Annotated in this window: 26 protein-coding genes; 24 read left to right on the top strand and 2 right to left on the bottom strand. The window is 57.0% G+C overall.

Annotated features, from left to right (window positions below; genetic code table 11):
- Nucleotides 1–18: 18 nt before the first annotated feature.
- The 19 genes from maeB to C3432_RS27620 all read left to right on the top strand — a co-directional run bounded on the left by maeB (nucleotide 19) and on the right by C3432_RS27620 (nucleotide 17,711).
- Complete coding sequence (maeB, locus tag C3432_RS04650; RefSeq protein WP_103775479.1) at nucleotides 19–2,298, top strand: NADP-dependent oxaloacetate-decarboxylating malate dehydrogenase; 2,280 nt, start codon at nucleotides 19–21, stop codon at nucleotides 2,296–2,298.
- A gap of 370 nt (nucleotides 2,299–2,668) precedes the next feature.
- A complete protein-coding gene (gene eutS, locus C3432_RS04640) occupies nucleotides 2,669–3,004 on the top strand; it encodes an ethanolamine utilization microcompartment protein EutS (RefSeq protein ID WP_103775478.1) in 336 nt (111 codons plus the stop codon).
- 12 nt (nucleotides 3,005–3,016) lie between these two features.
- The gene (gene eutP, locus C3432_RS04635) at nucleotides 3,017–3,466 is read left to right on the top strand and encodes an ethanolamine utilization acetate kinase EutP (RefSeq protein ID WP_103775477.1); all 450 of its coding nucleotides are present in this window, start codon (nucleotides 3,017–3,019) and stop codon (nucleotides 3,464–3,466) included.
- 168 nt (nucleotides 3,467–3,634) lie between these two features.
- Nucleotides 3,635–4,324, top strand: a complete 690-nt coding sequence (gene eutQ / locus C3432_RS04630; RefSeq protein WP_103775476.1) for an ethanolamine utilization acetate kinase EutQ — start codon at nucleotides 3,635–3,637, stop codon at nucleotides 4,322–4,324.
- A 9-nt stretch (nucleotides 4,325–4,333) separates the two neighbouring features.
- Complete coding sequence (gene eutT, locus C3432_RS04625; RefSeq protein ID WP_103775475.1) at nucleotides 4,334–5,137, top strand: ethanolamine utilization cob(I)yrinic acid a,c-diamide adenosyltransferase EutT; 804 nt, start codon at nucleotides 4,334–4,336, stop codon at nucleotides 5,135–5,137.
- Complete coding sequence (pta, locus tag C3432_RS04620) at nucleotides 5,134–6,150, top strand: phosphate acetyltransferase (protein WP_103775474.1); 1,017 nt, start codon at nucleotides 5,134–5,136, stop codon at nucleotides 6,148–6,150. Before eutT ends, pta begins: the two co-directional genes overlap by 4 nt.
- 40 nt (nucleotides 6,151–6,190) lie before the next feature.
- Nucleotides 6,191–6,481 carry an ethanolamine utilization microcompartment protein EutM gene (eutM, locus tag C3432_RS04615; protein WP_000387720.1) on the top strand — a complete coding sequence of 97 codons (291 nt, stop codon included), beginning with the start codon at nucleotides 6,191–6,193 and terminating at the stop codon, nucleotides 6,479–6,481.
- A 101-nt stretch (nucleotides 6,482–6,582) separates the two neighbouring features.
- Nucleotides 6,583–6,870 (top strand): ethanolamine utilization microcompartment protein EutN, encoded by a 288-nt coding sequence (gene eutN / locus C3432_RS04610; RefSeq protein ID WP_103775473.1) that lies wholly within the window; start codon nucleotides 6,583–6,585, stop codon nucleotides 6,868–6,870.
- An 11-nt stretch (nucleotides 6,871–6,881) separates the two neighbouring features.
- Complete coding sequence (locus C3432_RS04605) at nucleotides 6,882–8,285, top strand: aldehyde dehydrogenase family protein (RefSeq protein WP_103775472.1); 1,404 nt, start codon at nucleotides 6,882–6,884, stop codon at nucleotides 8,283–8,285.
- 12 nt (nucleotides 8,286–8,297) lie between these two features.
- Nucleotides 8,298–9,137, top strand: coding sequence for an ethanolamine utilization protein EutJ (gene eutJ, locus C3432_RS04600; protein ID WP_103775471.1), 840 nt, complete (start codon nucleotides 8,298–8,300; stop codon nucleotides 9,135–9,137).
- Nucleotides 9,127–10,314, top strand: coding sequence for an ethanolamine utilization ethanol dehydrogenase EutG (gene eutG / locus C3432_RS04595; protein WP_103775470.1), 1,188 nt, complete (start codon nucleotides 9,127–9,129; stop codon nucleotides 10,312–10,314). The genes eutJ and eutG overlap by 11 nt, the downstream gene beginning before the upstream one ends.
- Nucleotides 10,315–10,341: 27 nt before the next feature.
- Complete coding sequence (eutH, locus tag C3432_RS04590) at nucleotides 10,342–11,574, top strand: ethanolamine utilization protein EutH (RefSeq protein WP_016153950.1); 1,233 nt, start codon at nucleotides 10,342–10,344, stop codon at nucleotides 11,572–11,574.
- The gene (gene eutA / locus C3432_RS04585) at nucleotides 11,571–12,974 is read left to right on the top strand and encodes an ethanolamine ammonia-lyase reactivating factor EutA (RefSeq protein ID WP_103775469.1); all 1,404 of its coding nucleotides are present in this window, start codon (nucleotides 11,571–11,573) and stop codon (nucleotides 12,972–12,974) included. The genes eutH and eutA overlap by 4 nt, the downstream gene beginning before the upstream one ends.
- Nucleotides 12,975–12,985: 11 nt before the next feature.
- The gene (gene eutB, locus C3432_RS04580; protein WP_103775468.1) at nucleotides 12,986–14,347 is read left to right on the top strand and encodes an ethanolamine ammonia-lyase subunit alpha; all 1,362 of its coding nucleotides are present in this window, start codon (nucleotides 12,986–12,988) and stop codon (nucleotides 14,345–14,347) included.
- A 20-nt stretch (nucleotides 14,348–14,367) separates the two neighbouring features.
- The gene (gene eutC, locus C3432_RS04575) at nucleotides 14,368–15,258 is read left to right on the top strand and encodes an ethanolamine ammonia-lyase subunit EutC (RefSeq protein WP_103775467.1); all 891 of its coding nucleotides are present in this window, start codon (nucleotides 14,368–14,370) and stop codon (nucleotides 15,256–15,258) included.
- A 9-nt stretch (nucleotides 15,259–15,267) separates the two neighbouring features.
- Nucleotides 15,268–15,927: an ethanolamine utilization microcompartment protein EutL gene (eutL, locus tag C3432_RS04570; protein ID WP_103775466.1), complete on the top strand. Its 660-nt coding sequence runs from the start codon at nucleotides 15,268–15,270 to the stop codon at nucleotides 15,925–15,927.
- A gap of 11 nt (nucleotides 15,928–15,938) precedes the next feature.
- Nucleotides 15,939–16,436: an ethanolamine utilization microcompartment protein EutK gene (gene eutK, locus C3432_RS04565; RefSeq protein WP_103775465.1), complete on the top strand. Its 498-nt coding sequence runs from the start codon at nucleotides 15,939–15,941 to the stop codon at nucleotides 16,434–16,436.
- A gap of 46 nt (nucleotides 16,437–16,482) precedes the next feature.
- Nucleotides 16,483–17,535, top strand: coding sequence for an HTH-type transcriptional regulator EutR (eutR, locus tag C3432_RS04560; RefSeq protein ID WP_103775464.1), 1,053 nt, complete (start codon nucleotides 16,483–16,485; stop codon nucleotides 17,533–17,535).
- Between the two features lie 32 nt (nucleotides 17,536–17,567).
- On the top strand, nucleotides 17,568–17,711 hold the full coding sequence (locus C3432_RS27620) for a hypothetical protein (protein WP_181012869.1): 144 nt from the start codon (nucleotides 17,568–17,570) through the stop codon (nucleotides 17,709–17,711).
- Here the strand turns inward: C3432_RS27620 and hemF are convergent.
- Both hemF and amiA read right to left on the bottom strand, forming a co-directional pair.
- Nucleotides 17,686–18,585 carry an oxygen-dependent coproporphyrinogen oxidase gene (gene hemF, locus C3432_RS04555; RefSeq protein WP_103775463.1) on the bottom strand — a complete coding sequence of 300 codons (900 nt, stop codon included), beginning with the start codon at nucleotides 18,583–18,585 and terminating at the stop codon, nucleotides 17,686–17,688. The genes C3432_RS27620 and hemF overlap by 26 nt on opposite strands.
- Nucleotides 18,586–18,587: 2 nt before the next feature.
- Complete coding sequence (gene amiA / locus C3432_RS04550) at nucleotides 18,588–19,457, bottom strand: N-acetylmuramoyl-L-alanine amidase AmiA (protein WP_103775462.1); 870 nt, start codon at nucleotides 19,455–19,457, stop codon at nucleotides 18,588–18,590.
- 593 nt (nucleotides 19,458–20,050) lie between these two features.
- On the opposite strand from amiA, the gene C3432_RS04540 reads away from it, so the two are divergent.
- From C3432_RS04540 to ucpA, 5 genes are all read left to right on the top strand, one after another.
- Complete coding sequence (locus tag C3432_RS04540) at nucleotides 20,051–20,476, top strand: GNAT family acetyltransferase (protein WP_103775636.1); 426 nt, start codon at nucleotides 20,051–20,053, stop codon at nucleotides 20,474–20,476.
- Complete coding sequence (locus C3432_RS04535; RefSeq protein WP_103775460.1) at nucleotides 20,463–20,906, top strand: DUF2919 domain-containing protein; 444 nt, start codon at nucleotides 20,463–20,465, stop codon at nucleotides 20,904–20,906. The genes C3432_RS04540 and C3432_RS04535 overlap by 14 nt, the downstream gene beginning before the upstream one ends.
- Before the next feature lie 203 nt (nucleotides 20,907–21,109).
- Nucleotides 21,110–21,685: an RpoE-regulated lipoprotein gene (locus C3432_RS04530; protein WP_103775459.1), complete on the top strand. Its 576-nt coding sequence runs from the start codon at nucleotides 21,110–21,112 to the stop codon at nucleotides 21,683–21,685.
- Between the two features lie 95 nt (nucleotides 21,686–21,780).
- On the top strand, nucleotides 21,781–22,680 hold the full coding sequence (locus C3432_RS04525) for a Dyp-type peroxidase (protein WP_103775458.1): 900 nt from the start codon (nucleotides 21,781–21,783) through the stop codon (nucleotides 22,678–22,680).
- A 157-nt stretch (nucleotides 22,681–22,837) separates the two neighbouring features.
- Nucleotides 22,838–23,629, top strand: coding sequence for an SDR family oxidoreductase UcpA (gene ucpA / locus C3432_RS04520; RefSeq protein ID WP_103775457.1), 792 nt, complete (start codon nucleotides 22,838–22,840; stop codon nucleotides 23,627–23,629).
- The last annotated feature ends 69 nt before the right edge of the window (nucleotides 23,630–23,698 follow it).

Genomic DNA, 23,698 nt, shown 5'->3' with positions numbered 1-23,698 from the left:
CGTGAAAGGAACAATAAGATGGATGACCAGTTAAAACAAAGCGCCCTTGATTTCCACGAATTTCCTGTACCAGGTAAAATCCAGGTTTCTCCGACCAAGCCCCTTGCGACACAGCGCGATCTGGCGCTGGCCTACTCGCCAGGCGTTGCCGCGCCGTGTCTTGAAATCGAAAAAGATCCCCTGGCAGCTTACAAATATACCGCGCGAGGCAACCTTGTCGCGGTCATTTCTAACGGTACTGCGGTGCTTGGCCTGGGGAATATCGGCGCGCTCGCCGGTAAGCCGGTCATGGAAGGCAAAGGCGTTCTGTTTAAGAAATTTGCCGGGATTGACGTGTTCGACATTGAAGTGGACGAGCTTGATCCGGATAAGTTTATCAACGTGGTGGCGGCGCTGGAGCCGACCTTCGGCGGGATCAACCTCGAAGACATCAAAGCGCCAGAGTGCTTCTACATTGAGCAGAAGCTGCGCGAGCGCATGAATATACCGGTATTCCATGACGATCAGCATGGGACCGCGATTATCAGCACTGCGGCGATCCTTAACGGTCTGCGGGTGGTGGAAAAAAACATCTCCGACGTGCGGATGGTGGTTTCCGGCGCCGGAGCCGCAGCCATTGCCTGTATGAACCTGCTGGTGGCGCTGGGGATGCAGAAGCACAACATTGTGGTCTGTGACTCCAAAGGCGTTATCTACAAAAACCGTGAGCCGAACATGGCGGAAACCAAAGCGGCCTATGCGGTAGAGGATGATGGCAAACGTACGCTGAACGACGTGATTGATGGCGCAGACATTTTCCTCGGCTGTTCAGGCCCGAAAGTGCTGACGCAGGAGATGGTGAAGAAGATGGCGCGTGCGCCGATGATCCTCGCGCTGGCTAACCCGGAACCCGAGATCCTGCCGCCGCTGGCAAAAGAGGTGCGCCCGGACGCCATCATTTGTACGGGGCGTTCCGACTATCCGAACCAGGTGAATAACGTTCTGTGCTTCCCGTTCATTTTCCGTGGCGCGCTGGACGTTGGCGCGACGGCGATTAACGAAGAGATGAAGCTGGCGGCAGTGCATGCGATTGCTGAACTGGCGCATGCGGAGCAGAGCGAAGTCGTGGCTTCAGCCTATGGCGATCAGGATTTGAGTTTTGGCCCGGAATATATCATTCCGAAACCGTTCGATCCGCGCCTGATAGTGAAGATCGCGCCTGCGGTGGCGAAAGCGGCGATGGATTCCGGCGTGGCGACGCGTCCGATTGCCGACTTCGACGCTTATATCGATAAGCTGACCGAGTTTGTTTACAAAACCAACCTGTTCATGAAGCCTATTTTCTCTCAGGCGCGGAAGGCGCCGAAGCGTGTTGTGCTGCCGGAAGGGGAAGAGGCGCGCGTGCTCCACGCGACGCAGGAGCTGATCACCCTGGGACTGGCGAAACCGATCCTGATTGGTCGTCCGAGCGTTATCGAAATGCGCATCCAGAAACTGGGGCTGCAGATTAAAGCCGGGGTTGACTTTGAGATCGTCAATAATGAATCCGATCCGCGCTTTAAAGAGTACTGGAGCGAGTACTACCAGATCATGAAACGTCGCGGTATTACTCAGGAGCAGGCGCAGCGTGCGGTGATCGCGAATACGACGGTGATAGGCGCGATAATGGTGCAGCGTGGTGAAGCGGATGCGATGATCTGCGGCACCGTCGGTGACTACCATGAGCATTTCAGCGTGGTGAAAGAGGTCTTTGGCTACCGTGACGGTGTTCATACGGCAGGGGCGATGAACGCGTTGCTGCTGCCAAGCGGCAACACCTTTATCGCCGACACCTACGTTAATGACGATCCGACACCGGAAGAGCTGGCGGAGATCGCCGTGATGGCGGCGGAAACCGTACGTCGCTTTGGTATTGAGCCGAGGGTGGCGCTGCTGTCGCACTCTAACTTTGGCTCTTCCCGATGCCCGTCATCCAGCAAAATGCGTGAAGCGCTGGAACTCATCAAAACACGAGCGCCCGACCTGATGATTGACGGGGAAATGCACGGTGATGCCGCGCTGGTGGAAAGCATCCGCAACGATCGTATGCCGGACAGTCCGCTGAAAGGCTCTGCCAATATTCTGGTGATGCCAAATATGGAAGCCGCGCGTATTAGTTACAACTTACTCCGCGTCTCCAGTTCGGAAGGGGTGACGGTTGGGCCGGTGTTAATGGGCGTCGCCAAACCGGTTCACGTATTAACGCAGATCGCTTCAGTTCGTCGTATCGTTAATATGGTCGCACTGGCCGTTGTGGAAGCTCAGACGCAACCGCTGTAATTTCACTTTAATTAATTCCGGCGCGGGTTTCTCCCGCGCTTTCTCAAATCCTGGCCCATCAGGGCTATTTTACTTGCCATTTTGAACCAGGCAGTGCGCGAAATCTTCACGTACTCCGTGTACGCTCCGGTTTCTCCGCGCTGTCCGTGTTCAAACTGTCTGCGACAATAATGCCTGGTGGGCCAGGCTCTTACTCTAAATAATTCTGATTGCCGGGCGTCAGCACACCTGTAATTTAACGTATGACGAATGTTTTTATTTCCTCTTAAAGGTGATCTTCTTCACCTTTTAAATCACCTTGCCGAATTTTGTTATTTACTCCAGCAAAAAATTGCCACGATACGCCCAGATTCAACACAGGCGGTGAGCAATGGATAAAGAACGCATCATTCAGGAATTTGTGCCGGGCAAACAGGTCACGCTGGCGCATCTCATTGCGCATCCAGGTGAAGAACTGGCGAAAAAGATTGGCGTTCCCGAAGCGGGTGCCATTGGCATTATGACGCTGACGCCGGGTGAAACCGCGATGATCGCAGGCGATTTAGCGTTGAAAGCCGCCAATGTCCATATCGGTTTTCTCGACCGATTCAGCGGGGCGCTGGTGATCTACGGTTCCGTCGGCGCGGTGGAAGAGGCGTTATTACAGACGGTGGCAGGTTTAGGACGCTTATTAAATTTCACGCTGTGTGAGCTGACAAAAAGTTAATGCGAGGTGCGAATGGAACGTATTGCATTTGTCGGTACCGTGGGTGCAGGAAAAACAACGCTTTTTAATGCGTTACAGGGAAATTATACCCTCGCCAGAAAAACGCAGGCCGTGGAATTTAATGAAAGCGGCAACATTGATACGCCTGGGGAATATTTCAGCCATCCCCGCTGGTATCACGCCTTAATTACTACGTTACAGGATGTGGACACGCTGATTTATGTCCATGCGGCAAATGATAAAGAAAGTCGCTTACCTGCCGGACTTCTGGATATTGGCACCCGTAAACGACATATCGCCGTGATCAGCAAAACGGACATGCCGGATGCCGACGTCGCCGCCGCGCGTCAGTTACTTCGCGGGATGGGGTTCCAGGAGCCAATTTTCGCGCTTAATAGCCAGGATCCGCAAAGCGTGCAGCAACTGGTGGAGTATCTGGTTGCACTTGAGCCTGCTCATTAGGCTTTTTTTTACCATCCTGGCTCAGGACCGTGCTCAGAATCCTCACGTACTGCGTGTACGTTCCGGTTCTTCCGCGCTGTCCGTGTCCAGGCTGGCTGCAACAATTACGCCTGATGAGCAGGCTCACACTGAACTGGCAGGTTCACACAGAACAGGAGGAAGGGGCAGGTGAAGAAACTTATCACAGCTAACGATATCCGTGCGGCTCACGCACGTGGTGAACAGGAAATATCGGTTGTTCTGCGCGCCAGCATCATTACCCCGGAGGCGCGTGAGGTTGCGGAGCTTTTGGGCGTCACGATCGCTGAATGCGACGAAGCCACCCCGGCGGCAGCTGCGGTGGCTGAGGGGAAAACCGAAAGTCAGCGCATTCGTGAAACCATCATCGCGCAGCTGCCGGAAGGGCAGTTTACCGAAAGCCTGGTGGCGCAGCTGATGGACAAAGTGATGAAGGAAAAAACGTCGCTGGAACAGGGCAGAATGCAGCCGGGTTTTAAATCGGTCACCGGGAAAGGCGGCGTGAAGGTCATCGACGGCAGCAGCGTGAAGTTTGGCCGCTTTGACGGCGCGCAGCCGCACTGCGTCGGCTTAACGGATCTGGTTACCGACCAGGACGGCAGCAGTATGGCCGCCGGATTTATGCAGTGGGATAACGCTTTTTTCCCATGGACGCTGAACTACGACGAAATCGACATGATTCTGGAAGGCGAGCTGCACGTGCGTCATGAAGGCGAGACCCTGATCGCTAAAGCCGGGGATGTGATGTTTATCCCGAAAGGCTCCAGCATCGAGTTTGGTACACCGACGACCGTGCGCTTCTTATACGTTGCCTGGCCTGCGAACTGGCAGTCCTGCTAAGGCGGATGCATGAAGGATTTCATTACCGAAGCATGGCTCAGAGCGAATCACACGCTCAGCGAGGGGGCAGAGATTCATCTCCCGGCCGATGCTCGCCTGACGCCATCTGCCCGGGAGTTGCTGGAAAGCCGTCGCCTGCGCGTCAAGTTTCTTGATGAACAGGGAAGCTTGTTTGTCGACGACGAGCAACAGCAGCCGCAGCCGGTGCACGGTTTGACCAGCAGCGATACGCACCCGAAAGCCTGCTGTGAGTTGTGCCATCAGGAGGTCACGAAAAAACCTGACACCCTGACCCATCTGACAGCCGACAAAATGGTTGCCAAAAGCTCCCCGCGTCTGGGCTTTCGCGCCGCGCTTGACAGCACCATCGCCCTGGCCGTGTGGCTTCAAATCGAGCTGGCGGAATCGTGGCAGCCGTGGCTTGCGGACATTCGTTCGCGCCTGGGCAACATTATGCGTGCCGACGCGATGGATGAACCGCTGGCGGCCCAGTCAATCGTCGGGCTTACCGAGAATGAACTGCACCGGCTTTCCCATCAGCCGCTGCGCTACCTTGACCACGATCACCTGGTGCCGGAGGCCAGCCACGGTCGCGATGCCGCGCTGCTTAATCTGTTGCGAACCAAAGTACGCGAGACGGAAACCCTCGCCGCACAGGTCTTTATCACCCGCAGTTTTGAAGTGCAGCGTCCGGATATCCTGCAGGCGCTGAACCGCCTCTCCAGTACGGTTTACGTGATGATGATTTTGTGCGTTGCGAAGCACCCGCTCTCTGTTGCTCAGATTCAGCAGCGACTGGGAGGTGAGCAATGATCATCGAACGCGCCCGCGAACTGGCGTTACGCGCCCCCGCCAGAGTGGTCTTTCCGGATGCGCTGGACGAACGCGTACTGAAAGCGGCGCACTACCTGCAACAGCATGGTCTGGCGCGGCCTGTTCTGGTCGCCAGCCCGTTTGCCCTGCGCCAGTTTGCCCTCAGCCACCGCGTGGCAATGGATGGCATTCAGATCATCGATCCGCACAGCAACCTGCAAATGCGCGAGGCGTTTGCGCAGCGCTGGCTCAGGCGTGCCGCAGAGAAAACACCGCCGGATGCTGTCGGGAAGCTCAACGACCCGCTGATGTTCGCCGCCGCGATGGTGAGCGCCGGAGAGGCAGATGTGTGCATTGCTGGCAACCTCTCCTCAACGGCGAACGTGCTGCGCGCCGGATTACGCATTATCGGCTTGCAGCCGGGGTGTAAAACACTGTCGTCAATCTTCCTGATGCTGCCGCAGTACACCGGAACGGCGCTGGGGTTTGCCGATTGCAGCGTAGTGCCACAGCCGACCGCGGCACAGCTGGCGGATATTGCCCTCGCCAGCGCCGATACCTGGCGGGCGATTACCGGGGAAGAACCGCGTGTGGCGATGCTGTCGTTCTCAAGTCAGGGCAGCGCCCGTCACCCCAACGTTGCCAATGTGCAGCAGGCCACAGAGATCGTCCGCGCGCGCGCGCCACAGCTCATTGTGGACGGGGAGTTGCAGTTTGACGCGGCTTTCGTACCGGATGTCGCTGCGCAGAAAGCGCCCGACAGCCCGCTTCAGGGCCGGGCAAACGTGATGATCTTTCCGTCGCTGGAAGCGGGAAATATTGGTTACAAAATCGCCCAGCGTCTGGGCGGATATCGCGCGGTTGGTCCGCTGATTCAGGGACTTGCCGCACCGCTCCATGACCTCTCGCGAGGCTGTAGCGTACAGGAAATTATCGAACTGGCGTTGGTGGCAGCAGTGCCGCGCCAGACTGACGTAAGCAGCGATTGCCGCTTACAAACACTGGTTGAATGAACGGTCCCGTTCTGGACCCCCTTAATGAGAGGAAAACACAATGGAAGCATTAGGAATGATTGAAACCCGGGGCCTGGTTGCACTGATTGAGGCTTCTGATGCAATGGTTAAAGCCGCTCGCGTGAAGCTGGTTGGTGTGAAGCAGATTGGCGGCGGTCTGGTTACCGCAATGGTTCGTGGCGATGTGGCCGCCTGTAAAGCGGCAACTGATGCCGGTGCCGCCGCAGCGCAGCGCATTGGTGAGCTGGTTTCCGTACACGTTATTCCGCGTCCGCATGGCGATCTGGAAGAAGTGTTCCCGATCAGCTTCAAGGGCGACAGCAACATCTAAGCTGGACGGCTACGTCGGATCGTACAGGCCGGATAAGACGCGTATGCGTCGCCATCCGGCCTACCGTTTCGGCACGCAATACACAACACACGGAGGCGGGTATGAAACTGGCAGTCGTCACAGGACAAATCGTTTGTACCGTGCGCCATCAGGGACTGGCACATGACAAATTGCTGATGGTGGAAATGATTGATGGCCAGGGAAATCCCGACGGGCAGTGTGCCGTCGCTATCGACAGCATCGGGGCGGGAACCGGGGAATGGGTGTTGCTGGTTAGCGGCAGCTCAGCGCGTCAGGCTCACCGCAGCGAAATGTCACCTGTCGACCTGTGTGTGATTGGCATCGTCGATGAAGTGGTGGCTGGCGGAAAAGTGGTATTTCACAAATAGGGCATAACATCATGAATCAACAGGATATTGAACAGGTGGTCAAAGCGGTGCTGCTGAAAATGAAAGACAGCAGCCAGACGGGCAGCCCCGTTCAAGAAATGGGCGTTTTTGCCTCCCTGGATGATGCCGTCGCGGCAGCAAAAGTGGCGCAGCAGGGACTTAAGAGCGTGGCGATGCGCCAGCTTGCCATCACGGCTCTGCGTGACGCGGGCGAAAAACACGCCAGAGAATTAGCGGAACTTGCCGTGGCTGAAACCGGCATGGGACGCGTCGAAGATAAATTTGCCAAAAATGTGGCGCAGGCGCGCGGCACGCCGGGCGTGGAGTGTCTGTCTCCACAGGTGCTGACCGGCGATAACGGCCTGACGCTGATTGAAAATGCGCCGTGGGGCGTGGTGGCATCGGTGACGCCGTCTACCAACCCGGCGGCGACGGTAATTAACAACGCCATCAGCCTGATTGCCGCTGGCAATAGCGTGGTATTCGCGCCCCATCCGGCAGCGAAAGGCGTTTCACAACGGGCGATTACGTTGCTCAACCAGGCGGTGGTTGCCGCCGGTGGACCGGCAAACCTGCTGGTGACCGTGGCGAACCCGGATATCGAAACCGCCCAGCGCCTGTTTAAGTATCCCGGCATTGGGCTGTTAGTCGTTACCGGTGGCGAAGCGGTCGTTGAGGCCGCGCGCAAACACACCAATAAACGTCTGATTGCCGCAGGAGCCGGTAACCCGCCGGTGGTGGTGGATGAAACGGCTGACCTGGCACGCGCAGCGCAGTCGATCGTCAAAGGCGCATCGTTTGATAACAACATCATCTGCGCCGACGAAAAAGTGCTGATTGTGGTCGATAGCGTTGCCGACGAACTGATGTGCCTGATGGAAGGCCAGCAGGCGGTGAAACTGACCGCCGCCCAGGCTGAACAGCTGCAGCCGGTGTTGCTGAAAAATATTGATGAGCATGGCAAAGGCACCGTCAGCAGTGACTGGGTTGGGCGCAACGCCAGCAAGATTGCCGCGGCGATTGGCCTGCAGGTACCGGAGCAAACGCGTCTGCTGTTCGTCGAAACGTCCGCCACGCATCCCTTTGCCGTCACCGAACTGATGATGCCGGTGCTGCCGGTGGTGCGGGTCGCCAACGTCGAAGAGGCTATTGCGCTTGCGGTCACGCTTGAGGGCGGCTGCCACCATACGGCGGCGATGCACTCGCGCAATATCGAGAATATGAACCAGATGGCGAATGCCATTGATACCAGCATTTTCGTCAAAAACGGGCCGTGTATCGCCGGTCTTGGACTCGGCGGCGAAGGCTGGACCACGATGACCATTACCACGCCAACCGGGGAAGGGGTGACCAGCGCACGCACGTTTGTGCGTCTGCGTCGCTGTGTGTTGGTGGACGCCTTCAGAATTGTATAAGGAGTGAACGACATGGCGCACGACGAACAACGCTGGCTGACGCCCAGGCTGCAAAAAGCGGCGGCTTTGTGTAATCAGACACCCGCTGCCAGCGAATCACCGCTGTGGCTGGGCGTTGATTTAGGCACCTGCGATGTGGTGTCGATGGTTGTCGACAGCGACGGCCAGCCGGTTGCGGTTTGTCTGGACTGGGCCGACGTCGTGCGCGATGGCATCGTCTGGGATTTCTTCGGTGCGGTGACCATCGTTCGTCGCCATCTCGATACGCTCGAACAACAGTTGGGTTGCCGCTTTACCCACGCGGCAACCTCGTTTCCACCGGGAACTGACCCACGAATCTCGATCAACGTGCTGGAATCTGCCGGGCTTGAAGTCAGTCATGTGCTCGACGAACCGACCGCGGTGGCGGACCTGTTGCAGCTTGATAACGCTGGCGTGGTGGATATCGGCGGCGGTACCACCGGGATTGCGATTGTGAAGCGGGGTTTGGTGACGTACTCGGCGGACGAAGCGACCGGCGGTCATCACATCTCTCTGACGCTTGCCGGGAACCGCCGTATTCAGCTGGAAGAGGCGGAACAGATCAAGCGCAGCAACGCGCAGGACATCTGGCCCGTGGTAAAGCCGGTTTACGAAAAGATGGCGGAGATCGTCGCCCGACATATTGAAGGGCAAGGGATAGCCGATTTATGGCTGGCGGGCGGTTCCTGTATGCAGCCGGGAGTGGCGGATCTGTTCAGTAAGCGCTTCCCGGACTTAACGGTGCATTTACCCCAGCACAGCCTGTTTATGACCCCGCTGGCGATTGCCAACAGCGGAAAAGAAAAAGCGGAAGGAATCTATGCAAGCTGAATTGCAGACCGCGCTCTTTCAGGCATTCGATACCCTGAATCTGCAACGCGTAAAAACGTTTAGCGTTCCACCGGTTACGTTGTGTGGACTGGGAGCGCTCAGTACCTGCGGACAGGAAGCACAAACGCGCGGCCTGACGCATATGTTCGTCATGGTCGACAGTTACCTGCATCAGGCGGGAATGACCGCGCCGCTGGAACGGAGTCTGGCGATGAAAGGCGTGGCGATGACGGTGTGGCCATGTCCTGTGGGTGAGCCGTGCATTACCGATGTCTGCGCGGCGGTCGCGCAGCTGCGCGAGTCGAAGTGCGACGGCGTGGTGGCATTTGGCGGCGGTTCGGTACTGGATGCGGCAAAAGCGGTTTCGCTGCTGGTGACTAACCCTGGTCAGACGCTGGCTGAGATGACGGAACAGAGCGCATTACGCCCGCGTTTACCGTTGATTGCGATCCCTACCACCGCCGGAACCGGTTCAGAAACGACCAACGTCACGGTAATCATTGATGCCGTCAGCGGACGCAAGCAGGTACTGGCACACGCGTCGTTGATGCCGGATGTGGCGATTCTTGATGCGGTGCTGACCGAAGGAGTTCCGCCTCACATCACGGCGATGACGGGGATCGATGCGCTGACCCATGCCATTGAGGCATACAGCGCCCTGAACGCGACGCCGTTTACCGACAGCCTGGCGATTGGCGCGATTGCGATGATCGGCAAATCGTTGCCAAAAGCGGTGGGCTACGGTCATGACCTGGCCGCGCGGGAGAGCATGCTGCTCGCCTCCTGCATGGCGGGGATGGCGTTTTCCAGCGCGGGTCTGGGGCTGTGCCATGCCATGGCGCACCCGCCGGGTGGGGAGCTGCACATTCCACACGGGCAGGCTAACGCCATGCTGCTGCCGACGGTCATGGGGTTTAACCGTATGGTCTGTCGCGAACGCTTCAGCCATATCGGGCGGGCGCTCACCAATAAGAAAGCTGACGATCGTGACGCGATCGCCGCGGTAAGCGAACTGATTGCGGAAGTGGGCCAGAGTAAGCGGCTCGCCGACGTTGGCGCAAAACCCGAACAATACGGCGCATGGGCGCAGGCCGCGCTGGAGGATATTTGTATTCGCAGTAACCCACGCACCGCCACGCAGGCCGACATTATCGCGTTGTATGCGGCGGCACAATAAATACACATATGACAGGGAGTGAAGGTTATGGGAATTAACGAAATCATCATGTACATCATGATGTTCTTTATGCTGATTGCCGCCGTGGACAGGATCCTGTCGCAGTTCGGCGGTTCGGCACGCTTCCTCGGTAAGTTCGGTAAGAGTATTGAGGGATCGGGCGGCCAGTTTGAAGAAGGTTTTATGGCGATGGGCGCGCTGGGTCTGGCGATGGTCGGTATGACCGCGCTGGCACCGGTACTGGCGCATGTGCTCGGGCCGGTGATTATTCCACTGTACGAAATGCTGGGCGCGAACCCGTCGATGTTTGCCGGAACGCTGCTGGCGTGCGATATGGGCGGCTTCTTCCTCGCCAAAGAGCTGGCGGGCGGCGACGTTGCGGCGTGGCTGTACTCTGGTCTGATCCTCGGGGCGATGATGGGGCCGACGCTGGTCTTCTCTATTCCGGTTGCGCTGGGGATTATTGAACCGTCTGACCGTCGTTATCTGGCGCTGGGCGTGCTGGCAGGGATCGTCACCATTCCGATTGGCTGTATTGCGGGTGGTTTGATCGCGATGTACTCCGGTGTCGAAATCAACGGGCAGCCGGTGGAGTTCACCTTCGCGCTGATCCTGATGAACATGATCCCGGTGCTGATCGTTGCCGTGCTGGTGGCGCTGGGACTGAAATTCATCCCGGAAAAAATGATCAACGGCTTCCAGATCTTCGCGAAATTCCTGGTGGCGCTGATCACCATCGGTCTGGCGGCAGCGGTGATCAAATTCCTGCTCGGCTGGGAACTGATTCCGGGTCTTGATCCTATCTTCATGGCACCGGGTGACAAGCCGGGTGAAGTGATGCGCGCCATCGAAGTTATCGGTTCTATCTCCTGCGTGCTGCTGGGTGCGTATCCGATGGTGCTGCTGCTGACCCGTTGGTTTGAAAAGCCGCTGATGAGCGTCGGTAACCTGTTAAAAATCAATAATATTGCGGCTGCGGGCATGGTGGCGACGCTGGCGAACAACATCCCAATGTTCGGCATGATGAAGAATATGGATACCCGCGGCAAAGTGATCAACTGCGCCTTTGCGGTTTCCGCAGCCTTCGCACTGGGTGACCATTTAGGCTTCGCCGCGGCCAACATGAACGCCATGATCTTCCCGATGATTGTCGGCAAGCTGATTGGCGGCGTGACGGCGATTGGCGTGGCTATGCTGTTGGTACCGAAAGACGAAGATGTTCCGGCACCAGCAGAAACCAACCCGGAGGCGCAATCGTGAAGACTCGCCAGCTACTGAGCGTCGGTATCGATATCGGCACCACCACCACTCAGGTGATCTTCTCGCGCCTGGAGCTGGTGAACCGTGCGGCAGTGTCGCAGGTGCCGCGCTACGAATTCATCAAACGCGAAATTAGCTGGCAAAGCCCGGTCTTCTTCACTCCCGTTGATAAGCAGGGCGGGTTAAAAGAGGCCGAACTCAAGGCGCTGATTCTGGCTCAGTATCAGGCCGCTGGCATTGCGCCTGAGTCAGTGGACTCCGGGGCCATCATCATCACCGGTGAGAGTGCGAAAACCCGCAACGCCCGTCCGGCGGTGATGACGCTCTCGCAGTCGCTGGGGGATTTCGTGGTCGCCAGCGCCGGACCGCACCTGGAATCGGTGATTGCCGGTCACGGCGCCGGGGCACAAACCCTGTCGGAACAGCGGATGTGCCGGGTGCTGAATATTGATATCGGCGGCGGCACGTCGAACTACGCCCTGTTTGACGCGGGTAAAGTCAGCGGTACCGCCTGTCTTAACGTCGGCGGTCGCCTGCTGGAGACCGACGGTCAGGGGCGCGTGGTTTATGCCCATCAGCCCGGACAGAAGATTGTTGATGACGTATCTGGTCCAGGCACCGACGCCCGAACCCTTAATGCGGCGCAGCTTGTTCAGGTGGCCCGACGGATGGCGGCGCTGATCGTGGAGGTGATTGACGGCACGCTGTCGCCGCTGGCGCAGGCGCTGATGCAGACCGGTCTGTTGCCGACGGGGGTTAAGCCGGAAGTGATTACGTTGTCCGGCGGCGTTGGCGAATGCTACCGCAACCAGCCCGCTGACCCATTCTGTTTTTCCGATATTGGGCCGCTGTTAGCGACGGCGCTGCATGAACATCCGCGCCTGCGCGAGCTGAACGTGCAGTTCCCGGCGCAAACCGTGCGCGCCACGGTGATTGGCGCCGGGGCGCATACGCTGTCGCTGTCGGGCAGCACTATCTGGCTTACGGACGTGGCGCTTCCGCTGCGCAATCTGCCGGTGGCGATCCCACAAGATGAGACCGATCTGGTCGCCGGCTGGCAACAGGCGTTAATACAGCTCGATCTGGATCCACAGACCGATGCGTACGTGCTGGCGCTTCCCGCCTCGCTGCCGGTGCGTTACGCCGCATTACTCACGGTCATCGACGCGCTGCTTGCATTCGTCGCGCGTTTTCCCAATCCGCATCCCCTGCTGGTGGTGGCCGGGCAGGATTTTGGTAAGGCTCTGGGCATGTTGTTACGCCCGCAATTACAGCAGCTCCCGCTGGCGGTCATCGATGAGGTGGTTGTCCGGGCGGGGGACTATATCGACATTGGTACGCCTCTTTTTGGCGGATCGGTTGTGCCGGTGACGGTGAAATCACTCGCATTTCCTTCCTGAGGGAACGACTTATGAAACTAAAGACCACATTGTTCGGCAATGTTTATCAGTTTAAGGATGTAAAAGAGGTGCTGGCCAAAGCCAACGAACTGCGTTCGGGGGATGTGCTGGCGGGCGTTGCGGCGCAAAGTTCGCAGGAGCGCGTGGCGGCGAAACAGGTGTTGTCGGAAATGACGGTAGCGGATGTTCGCAACAATCCGGTGATTTCCTATGAAGAGGACTGCGTGACGCGTCTGATTCAGGACGACGTTAACGAAACGGCCTATAACCGTATTAAAAACTGGAGCATCAGCGATCTGCGCGAATACGTGTTGAGCGATGAAACCTCCGTTGATGACATTGCCTTCACGCGTAAGGGGTTAACCTCAGAAGTGGTGGCGGCAGTGGCGAAAATTTGCTCCAACGCGGACCTGATCTACGGCGGTAAGAAGATGCCGGTGATCAAAAAGGCCAACACCACCATTGGTCTGCCGGGCACTTTCAGCTGTCGTTTACAGCCGAACGACACCCGTGATGACGTGCAGAGTATCGCCGCGCAAATCTACGAAGGGCTCTCTTTCGGGGCGGGCGATGCCGTTATTGGCGTTAACCCGGTAACGGATGACGTGGAGAACTTAAGCCGCGTGCTGGATACCGTGTACGGGGTCATCGACAAATTCAATATTCCCACCCAGGGCTGCGTTCTGGCGCACGTCACCACCCAGATTGAGGCCATTCGTCGCGGTGCGCCGGGCGGGCTTATCTTCCAGAGTATCTGCGGCAGTGAGAAGGGGTTAAAAGAGTTCGGCGTCGAGCTGGCAATGCTGGATGAAGCGCGTGCCGTTGGCGCGGAGTTTAACCGTATCGCCGGGGAAAACTGCCTGTATTTTGAAACCGGGCAGGGCTCTGCGCTCTCGGCTGGGGCAAACTTCGGCGCCGACCAGGTCACGATGGAGGCACGTAACTACGGTCTGGCGCGTCACTACGATCCGTTCCTGGTGAACACCGTGGTGGGCTTTATCGGGCCGGAGTATCTCTACAACGATCGCCAGATTATTCGTGCCGGTCTGGAAGATCACTTTATGGGCAAGCTGAGCGGCATCTCAATGGGCTGCGACTGCTGCTACACCAACCACGCTGACGCTGACCAGAACCTCAACGAAAACCTGATGATTCTGCTCGCCACCGCGGGCTGTAACTACATTATGGGTATGCCGCTCGGCGACGACATCATGCTCAACTACCAGACCACCGCCTTTCACGATACCGCGACCGTACGCCAGCTGCTGAATCTGCGTCCGTCACCGGAGTTTGAACGCTGGCTGGAAACGATGGGCATTATGGCAAATGGTCGTCTGACCAAACGGGCGGGCGATCCGTCACTGTTCTTCTGATGACGCGGGGATGACAAATAATGGATCAAAAACAGATTGAAGAAATTGTACGCAGCGTGATGGCGTCAATGGGACAGCCGCAGGCCCCCGCAGCGTCGACGCCTGCCTGTGAAACGCAATCGTGCGCTGCGCCTTCCGCCGCCGAAAGCTGTGCGCTGGATTTGGGATCGGCAGAAGCGAAAGCCTGGATTGGCGTTGAGGAGCCGCATCGCGCAGACGTGCTGACCGAACTGCGCCGCAGTACCGCGGCACGCGTCTGTACCGGTCGTGCAGGGCCGCGCCCGCGTACCCAGGCGCTGCTGCGCTTTCTGGCGGATCACTCCCGCTCGAAAGATACCGTATTGAAAGAGGTTCCTGAAGAGTGGGTGAAGGCGCAGGGGCTGCTGGAAGTGCGTTCGGAAATCAGTGACAAAAACCTGTATCTGACGCGTCCCGATATGGGCCGCCGTCTGAGCCAGGAAGCCATTGAGGCGCTGAAATCGCAGTGCGTCATGAGCCCGGATGTGCAGGTGGTGATTTCCGATGGTCTGTCTACGGATGCGATCACCGCCAACTATGACGAGATCCTCCCGCCGCTGCTCTCTGGCCTGAAACAGGCTGGACTGAAGGTCGGGACGCCGTTCTTCGTGCGTTATGGCCGGGTGAAGATTGAAGATCAGATCGGGGAGATCCTCGGCGCGAAGGTGGTGATCCTGCTGGTGGGGGAACGTCCGGGACTGGGACAGTCAGAAAGCCTCTCCTGCTATGCCGTGTACTCGCCGCGCGTGGCGACCACCGTTGAGGCGGATCGTACCTGTATCTCCAACATCCACCAGGGCGGTACGCCGCCGGTAGAGGCCGCAGCCGTTATCGTGGATTTAGCCAAACGTATGCTGGAGCAGAAAGCTTCAGGCATCAACATGACCCGTTAAGGAGACATCATGCCAGCATTAGATTTAATTCGACCCTCGGTCACCGCGATGCGCGTGATTGCCTCCGTGAACGATGGATTCGCACGCGAACTTAAATTACCGCCGCATATACGTAGCCTCGGACTCATCACGGCAGATTCTGATGACGTGACGTATATTGCCGCAGACGAAGCGACGAAGCAGGCGATGGTAGAAGTGGTCTATGGTCGTTCGCTGTATGCCGGGGCGGCTCATGGGCCGTCACCGACCGCCGGGGAAGTCCTGATTATGCTGGGCGGCCCGAATCCGGCGGAAGTCCGTGCGGGGCTGGATGCGATGGTGGCCAGCATCGAAAGCGGCGCGGCGTTCCAGTGGGCAAACGATGCAGAAGATACGGCGTTCCTGGCGCATGTGGTTTCGCGCACGGGTTCTTATCTCTCCTCAACTTCCGGTATCGCGCTGGGCGATCCGCTGGCCTATCTGGTGGCGCCGCCGCTGGAGGCCACATACGGTATTGATGCCGCAATGAAATCGGCCGATGTCCAGCTGGTGACCTATGTGCCGCCGCCGTCAGAAACCAACTATTCAGCGGCGTTTCTGACCGGTAGCCAGGCCGCCTGTAAAGCCGCCTGTAACGCCTTTACCGATGCCGTACTCGATATTGCCCGTAACCCTGTACAGCGTGCGTAATGGAGGTCGCGATGATCAATGCCCTGGGATTGCTGGAAGTGGACGGGATGGTGGCCGCCGTCGATGCGGCAGATGCCATGCTGAAAGCGGCTAACGTGCGTCTGCTCAGCCATGAAGTGCTCGACCCCGGCAGGTTAACGCTGGTGGTAGAAGGCGATCTGGCGGCGTGTCGTGCGGCGCTGGATGCCGGAAGCGCCGCAGCGCAGCGAACAGGCCGCGTTATCAGCCGCAAAGAGATTGGTCGGCCGGAAGATGACACCCAGTGGCTGATCGGCGGTTTTAAGCGTGCGTCGAAGCAACAACCTGAGAAGGTACCAGACGTGCCCGCCACGTCTGAATATGCAGAAGCGTTATTGGCGTTGTTGGCATCTGTACGTCAGGGAATGACGGCAGGGGAGGTGGCCGCGCACTTTGGCTGGCCACTGGAACAGGCCAGAAATGCGCTGGAACAGCTCTTTTCTGATGGAGCGTTGCGTAAACGCAGTAGTCGCTATCGCTTAAAAAATTAACCAGTCGGAGGTACCGGGTGTTGTAAAACACCCGGCTCAAAAGATCATGAAAAAGACCCGTACAGTCAACTTGCACCATCTTTATCATGAAGCGTTACCCGAAGACGTTAAACTCACGCCGAAAGTCGAGGTAGACAATGTTCATCAGCGGCGGACAACGGATGTCTATGAACACGCCCTGACGATCACCGCCTGGCAGCAGATTTACGATCAGCTGCACCCCGGAAAATTTCATGGCGAGTTCACGGAAATCCTGCTCGATGATATTCAGGTGTTCCGTGAATACACTGGTCTGGCGCTGCGTCAGTCTTGTCTGGTGTGGCCCAATTCGTTCTGGTTTGGTATTCCGGCGGCGCGAGGCGAGCAGGGGTTTATCGGTGCGCAGTGTCTCGGTAGCGCCGAAATAGCCACCCGCCCGGGAGGAACCGAATTTGAGCTGAGCACGCCAGATGATTACACCATCCTGGGCGTCGTTATTTCTGAAGATGTGATTTCCCGTCAGGCCAACTTCTTACATAACCCGGAGAGAGTGCTGCATATGCTGCGTAACCAGTCGGCGCTGGAGGTTAAAGAGCAGCACAAAGCGGCGCTCTGGGGTTTCGTCCAGCAGGCGCTGGCGACATTCAGCGAGAATCCGGAAAACCTTCAGCAGACCGCCGTACGTAAAGTTCTGGGGGATAATCTCCTGCTGGCGATGGGCACGATGCTCGAAGAGGCGCAACCGATGATAACCGCAGAGAGTATCAGCCATCAGAGCTATCGCCGTCTGCTGTCTCGCGCCCGCGAATACGTGCTGGAAAATATGTCGGAACCGCTGACGGTGCTTGACCTGTGCAATCAGCTGCACGTCAGCCGTCGGACGCTGCAAAACGCGTTTCACATCATTCTTGGGATTGGCCCGAACGCGTGGCTCAAACGGATCCGCCTGAATGCGGTGCGCAGGGAGCTGATCAGCCCGTGGTCGCAAAGTACGACGGTCAAGGATGCGGCGATGCAGTGGGGATTCTGGCATCTGGGGCAGTTTGCCACCGACTACCAGCAGCTGTTTGCTGAGAAACCGTCGCTGACGCTGCATCAACGGATGCGCCATTGGGCGTAATATGCGGTTGTTGTGCCAGATGGCGACGCTTTGTGTCTTATCCGGCCTGCGAATGGACGCTGCATCAACGGCTGCGTCAGATAGCGATCTACGAACCGGTCAGGCCGGATACGACGCAGCCGCCGTCCGGCACTAACGCGGCCTGGGGGGTTAAACCCAGTCGCGAACCTGAATAAATTCGCTCAGGGCGGCCTCCGGGCTGCCCGCCTCCGGCTGCCAGTCGTACTCCCAGCGCACCAGCGGCGGCATTGACATCAGAATAGATTCGGTGCGCCCGCCGGTCTGTAAGCCAAACAGCGTCCCACGATCCCACACCAGATTGAATTCCACGTAGCGGCCCCGGCGATAGAGCTGGAAATTCCGCTCCCGCTCACCCCAGCGTATCGCCTTACGGCATTCAACAATCGGCAGATACGCATCGGTAAAGCCGTGGCCTACCGCCTGCATAAAATTGAAGCAGCTGGCGAAATCCGGGGTGTTCAGGTCGTCGAAAAATAACCCGCCGATGCCGCGCTGCTCATTGCGATGCTTCAGGAAAAAGTACTCGTCACACCATGTTTTGTAGCGCGGATAAACGTCTTCACCAAAAGGCAGACATAAATCCCGCGCCGTGCGATGCCAGTGAACGGCATCTTCTTCAAAGCCGTAGTAGGGGGTTAAATCAAAACCACCGCCAAACCACCAGACCGGCGCGGCCCCCGGTTTTTCAGCGATAAAGAAACGCACGTTGGCATGGCTGGTGGGAATGTACGGATTGTGCGGATGCACCACTAATGACACGCCCATGGCTTCAAAACTGCGCCCGGCCAGCTCCGGACGATGCGCCGTGGCAGAGGCGGGCATGGCATCGCCGTGAACGTGGGAGAAATTAACCCCGGCCTGTTCGAAGACGCTGCCGTCACGCAATACCCGACTGCGTCCGCCGCCGCCCGCCGCCCTTTGCCAGCTGTCTTCAACAAACGCCGTGCCGTCAATGGCGGAGAGCTGCTGGCAAATAGAGTCCTGTAGTGCAAGCAGGAAGGGTTTCACGCGTTGTGCATCGGGTTTCATGATTAACGTTTCTTCGAATGTGCTTTCTGATTATCAAACCAGTGGAAATAGCTGATCACACCATTGGCGATGGCGGTGGCGATTTTCTGGCGAAACGCTGTGGTGCCTAACAGGCGCTCTTCTTCCGGATTGGTGATGAACGACGTTTCCACCAGCACCGAAGGAATTGACGGTGATTTTAGCACCACAAAGGCGGCTTGTTCCGTGTTGCGGCTGTGTAGCTTATGAATCGGTTTGATTTTCTTAAGGATATGCGATCCCAGCGTCAGACTGTTTTTGATGGTGTCGGTCTGTACCAGGTCAAACAATACCTGCTGAAGCAGATGATCTTTATCGGTCGTTTTTTTTCCGGCCACTTCATCGGCGCGGTTTTCGCGATCGGAGAGATACTTTGCCATTGCGCTACTGGCGCCGCGGTTAGACAGGGCAAACACGGATGCGCCCGCCGCGCTGGGATTGGTAAAGCCGTCAGCGTGGATGGACATAAACAGGTCGGCACCGTGCTTATGGGCGATTTCGACGCGATCGTACAGAGGGATAAAGGTGTCGCCTGTGCGTGTCAGGCGTGCATCAATTCCCTGATTGCGCAGGATTGATCGCACGTTTTTGGCAATCGCCAGAACGACGTGCTTTTCTTGTGAGCCGTTGCGACCAATGGCGCCGGTGTCGATACCGCCGTGACCAGGATCCAGTACCACAATACGTTTGCCGCCGGGTTTTTTTGCCGCTGGCTTGCTGTGACCGTTGCTGGTTGTGAGCGGCGCTTCTTTCGCTGTGGCTGCGGATATCCCTGAGATCGTCAGGGCAGCCAGTCCGGCTTTCAGCACCTGGCGGCGCGATGTGAGAGTTTTTAGGGGTTTAAAAGTGCTCATACGGCCCGAATGGTTAAATAAAAAGTCCAGATGTACCCGTCATATTTCAGGTTGCATGTGCGTTGGCTGCATTCGTTCACTCACTTGCCGCCTTCCTGCAACGCGAACTGTTTAGGGTATATATCGTATCTTGTAATCTATTACGACTGCAGATGTTGAGAATTGTTTTATACTCGTCATACTTCAAGTTGCAGATGCGTTGGCTTTCCTCGCTCACCCCAGTCACTTACTTATGTAAGCTCCTGGGGATTCCCTGTGTCGCCGCCTTCCTGCAACTCGAATTATTTAGAGTATACTTTTCAATTCTGTACGTGACTGGTTGCTATTATGCCATTTTTTTCGCCGTTTCGCGTCAGATATTGGCTAAATCGGTTGTTTGCGCCATTTACCCTAAATCACTCCACGTGCGTCGAGGCGGCAAGGGACTGTCAACTACCGCTGGCTGTCCGCCGGTGAGACCGGGATGTCTCTCGTCAATCCCCAGGGGCATCGATAACGCTGTGCCCGGCGTTTCCGGGCGCTGCCAACAATGAGGCAGTTTGAAGGATGACGTGTATAATCAGGGTTTTCCCCCTGAAAAGGCAACCAGTACCATGGAGATACGCGTATTTCGCCAGGAAGATTTCGAAGAGGTGATTACCCTCTGGGAGCGCTGCGACTTGCTGCGTCCGTGGAACGATCCGGAAATGGATATCGAACGTAAGGTGAATCATGACGTCAGCCTGTTCCTGGTCGCGGAAGTGAATGGCGAAGTTGTCGGTACGGTGATGGGCGGCTACGACGGTCATCGCGGTTCGGCTTACTATCTTGGCGTGCATCCTGAGTTTCGCGGGCGGGGGATCGCCAACGCGCTGCTCAACCGGCTGGAGAAAAAACTGATTGCCCGCGGCTGCCCGAAAATTCAGATCAGGGTGCGTGAAGACAACGATGTGGTGCTGGGTATGTATGAACGTCTCGGCTATGAGCATTCAGACATCCTGAGTCTGGGCAAGCGTCTGATTGAAGATGAAGAGTACTGATTTTCATCCCACGGACTATGATAGTCACGGTAATCTACGCCTCCCTTTTTTATTCTGGTGCGTGCTGCTGCTTCAGGCGCGCACCTGGGTATTGTTTGTTATTGCCGGTTCTTCCCGCGAGCAGGGAACCGCGCTTCTGAATCTGTTTTATCCCGATCACGATAACTTTTGGCTGGGGCTGCTGCCTGGTATCCCGGCTGTGCTGGCTTTTTTGCTCAGTGGACGTCGTCACACGTTTCCCCGTTTGTGGCGTGCGCTACATGGCCTGTTGGTTGGCGCTCAGTTTGTCCTGCTCTGCTGGCAGCCTGTGCTGTGGTTCAATGGCGACCCTGTAAACGGAATTGGCCTGACGCTGGTCGTGGCGGATGTCGTCGCGCTGGTATGGCTATTAACCCATCAACGACTGCGTGCCTGTTTTACCCCTGAATGATCCAGATCTGGATGCCTTACTGAGCGGATGCAAAAGCATTAGCGCTGGAGGCATTGCAGAATGATTTACACATTGATGGTACAGTAAAGCCTGCAATGATTAAGAGCCTGGTCCACCAGGCTCTTAGCATATTGGATCGGATAGAATCCGTTATATAGACTGCATCCTGAATGATTTTGTGTACAGATGAGGAATGAAGTGCAATGAAATTACTGCGTTTGATGTTATGTGCGATGCCGCTGGTGCTGACCGGTTGTTCGACGCTCTCGTCTGTGAACTGGTCCGCTGCCAATCCGTGGAACTGGTTCGGCTCATCAACAAAAGTCACCGAGCAGGGCGTTGGGGCATTAACGGGCGCGACGCCGCTGAATGAACAGGCCATTGCCGACGCGCTGGACGGCGACTATCGCCTGCGCAGCGGGATGAAAACCGCCAACGGCAACGTGGTGCGTTTCTTTGAGGCGATGAAGGGGGACAAGGTGGCGATGGTCATCAACGGCGAGCAGGGCACCATCAGCCGCATTGACGTGCTGGACAGTGATATCCCCTCCAGCGCCGGGGGTGAAATTGGTACGCCGTTTAGCGACCTTTACAGCAAGGCGTTCGGTAACTGTGAGTTAGCTTCCGGCGATGACCACAGCGCCGTCGAGTGTAAAGCCGAAGGGAGCCAGCATATCAGCTACATTTTCGCAGGAGAGTGGAAAGGACCGGAAGGTTTAATGCCGTCAGATGACACCCTGAAAGACTGGAAAGTGAGCAAAATTATCTGGCGTCGGTAATTTGCGTCTGAACAAACCGCTGCGCGCAAAAACAGGGTAAAATAGCCGTCATCAATGCCACGATTGCGTGGCATTCTCATTTTTCAGGAGGAATGATGTCTCAGGTTCAGAGTGGCATTTTGCCAGAGCATTGCCGTGCGGCGATTTGGATTGAAGCGAATGTCAAAGGTGACGTTGATGCGCTGCGTAAGGCCAGCAAAGTCTTCGCGGATAAACTGGCGACCTTTGAAACGAAATTCCCGGATGCGCATCTGGGGGCGGTTGTGGCGTTCGGCAACAATACCTGGCGTGCCCTGAGCGGCGGCGTGGGTGCTGAAGAGCTGAAAGACTTTATCCCTTACGGTAAAGGTCTGGCGCCAGCGACCCAGTACGATGTGTTAATTCATATTCTCTCTCTGCGTCAGGACGTGAACTTCTCTGTCGCTCAGGCGGCAATGGAAGCCTTTGGCGACTGCATCGACGTGAAGGAAGAGATCCACGGCTTCCGCTGGGTGGAAGAGCGCGATCTCAGCGGCTTTGTCGATGGAACAGAAAACCCGGCAGGTGTTGAGACGCGTCGTGAAGTGGCGGTGATCAAAGATGGCGTGGATGCGGGCGGCAGCTACGTCTTCGTTCAGCGTTGGGAACATAACCTCAGGCAGCTTAACCGCATGAGCATCCACGATCAGGAGATGATGATTGGTCGTACCAAGGACGCTAACGAAGAGATTGATGGCGACGAGCGTCCGGTAACCTCGCACCTGAGCCGTGTGGATCTGAAAGAAGAAGGCAAAGGGCTGAAAATTGTTCGCCAGAGCCTGCCGTACGGCACCGCCAGCGGCGTCCACGGTCTCTATTTCTGCGCTTACTGCGCACGTCTGCACAACATTGAACAGCAATTGCTGAGTATGTTTGGCGACACAGACGGTAAGCGTGACGCGATGCTGCGCTTCACGAAGCCGGTCACCGGTGGATACTACTTTGCCCCGTCACTGGATCGGTTAATGGCGCTGTAATTATCCCGCGTATTCTGACTATCCCCGCATCGTCGGGGATTTTTTTTATCTAAGATTTACCCGAAAGAGTGAGCCATTCCTCAGCACTTATTTGTTATTACTGTATTTTCAGTGTTAATGGGGTGTAAGGCTCCATCTTCAAAAGGAGAACATTGAAATGGGTAAACTCACGGGCAAGACGGCACTGATTACGGGCGCATCGCAGGGTATCGGCGAAGGGATCGCCAGAGTATTTGCACGGCACGGCGCAAACTTAATCTTGCTGGATATCTCCGATGAGATTGAAAAGCTGGCGGATGAACTCGGTGGGCGCGGTCACCGTTGCACTGCGGTTCATGCGGATGTCCGGGACCCGGCGTCCGTGGCTGCGGCAGTCAGGCGCGCGAAGGAGATTGAGGGGCGCATTGACATTCTGGTCAACAATGCTGGCGTTTGCCGGTTAGGTAGTTTCCTCGACATGAGCGATGAAGATCGCGATTTCCATATCGATATCAATATTAAAGGCGTCTGGAACGTCACGAAGGCGGTTCTGCCGGAGATGATTGCGCGCAAGGACGGACGCATTGTGATGATGTCTTCCGTGACCGGCGATATGGTGGCAGACCCAGGAGAAACGGCTTACGCGCTGTCAAAGGCGGCAATCGTTGGGCTGACTAAATCCCTGGCGGTGGAGTACGCGCAGTCTGGCATTCGTGTGAATGCGATCTGTCCTGGCTATGTCCGTACGCCGATGGCGGAAAGTATTGCGCGTCAGTCGAACCCGGACGATCCGGAATCCGTACTGACGGAGATGGCGAAGGCGATTCCGCTACGTCGTCTGGCATGTCCGCTCGAAGTGGGTGAACTGGCGGCATTCCTGGCCTCCGATGAGTCCAGTTATCTGACAGGAACGCAAAACGTGATTGATGGCGGCAGTACCCTGCCAGAAAGTGTTAGCGTTGGCGTCTGACTGACGCCGGTCTCCTCCTCACCCGGCGTGGGGAGGGATTCTCTTATTCCCTTTTCAACTTTCAAATCA

It is taken from the genome of Citrobacter amalonaticus (genome assembly GCF_002918555.1).
GTDB lineage: Bacteria > Pseudomonadota > Gammaproteobacteria > Enterobacterales > Enterobacteriaceae > Citrobacter_C > Citrobacter_C amalonaticus_A.
The sequence above is the reverse complement of the archived record's forward strand: the minus strand, read 5'-3'. Positions and strand labels throughout refer to the sequence as shown.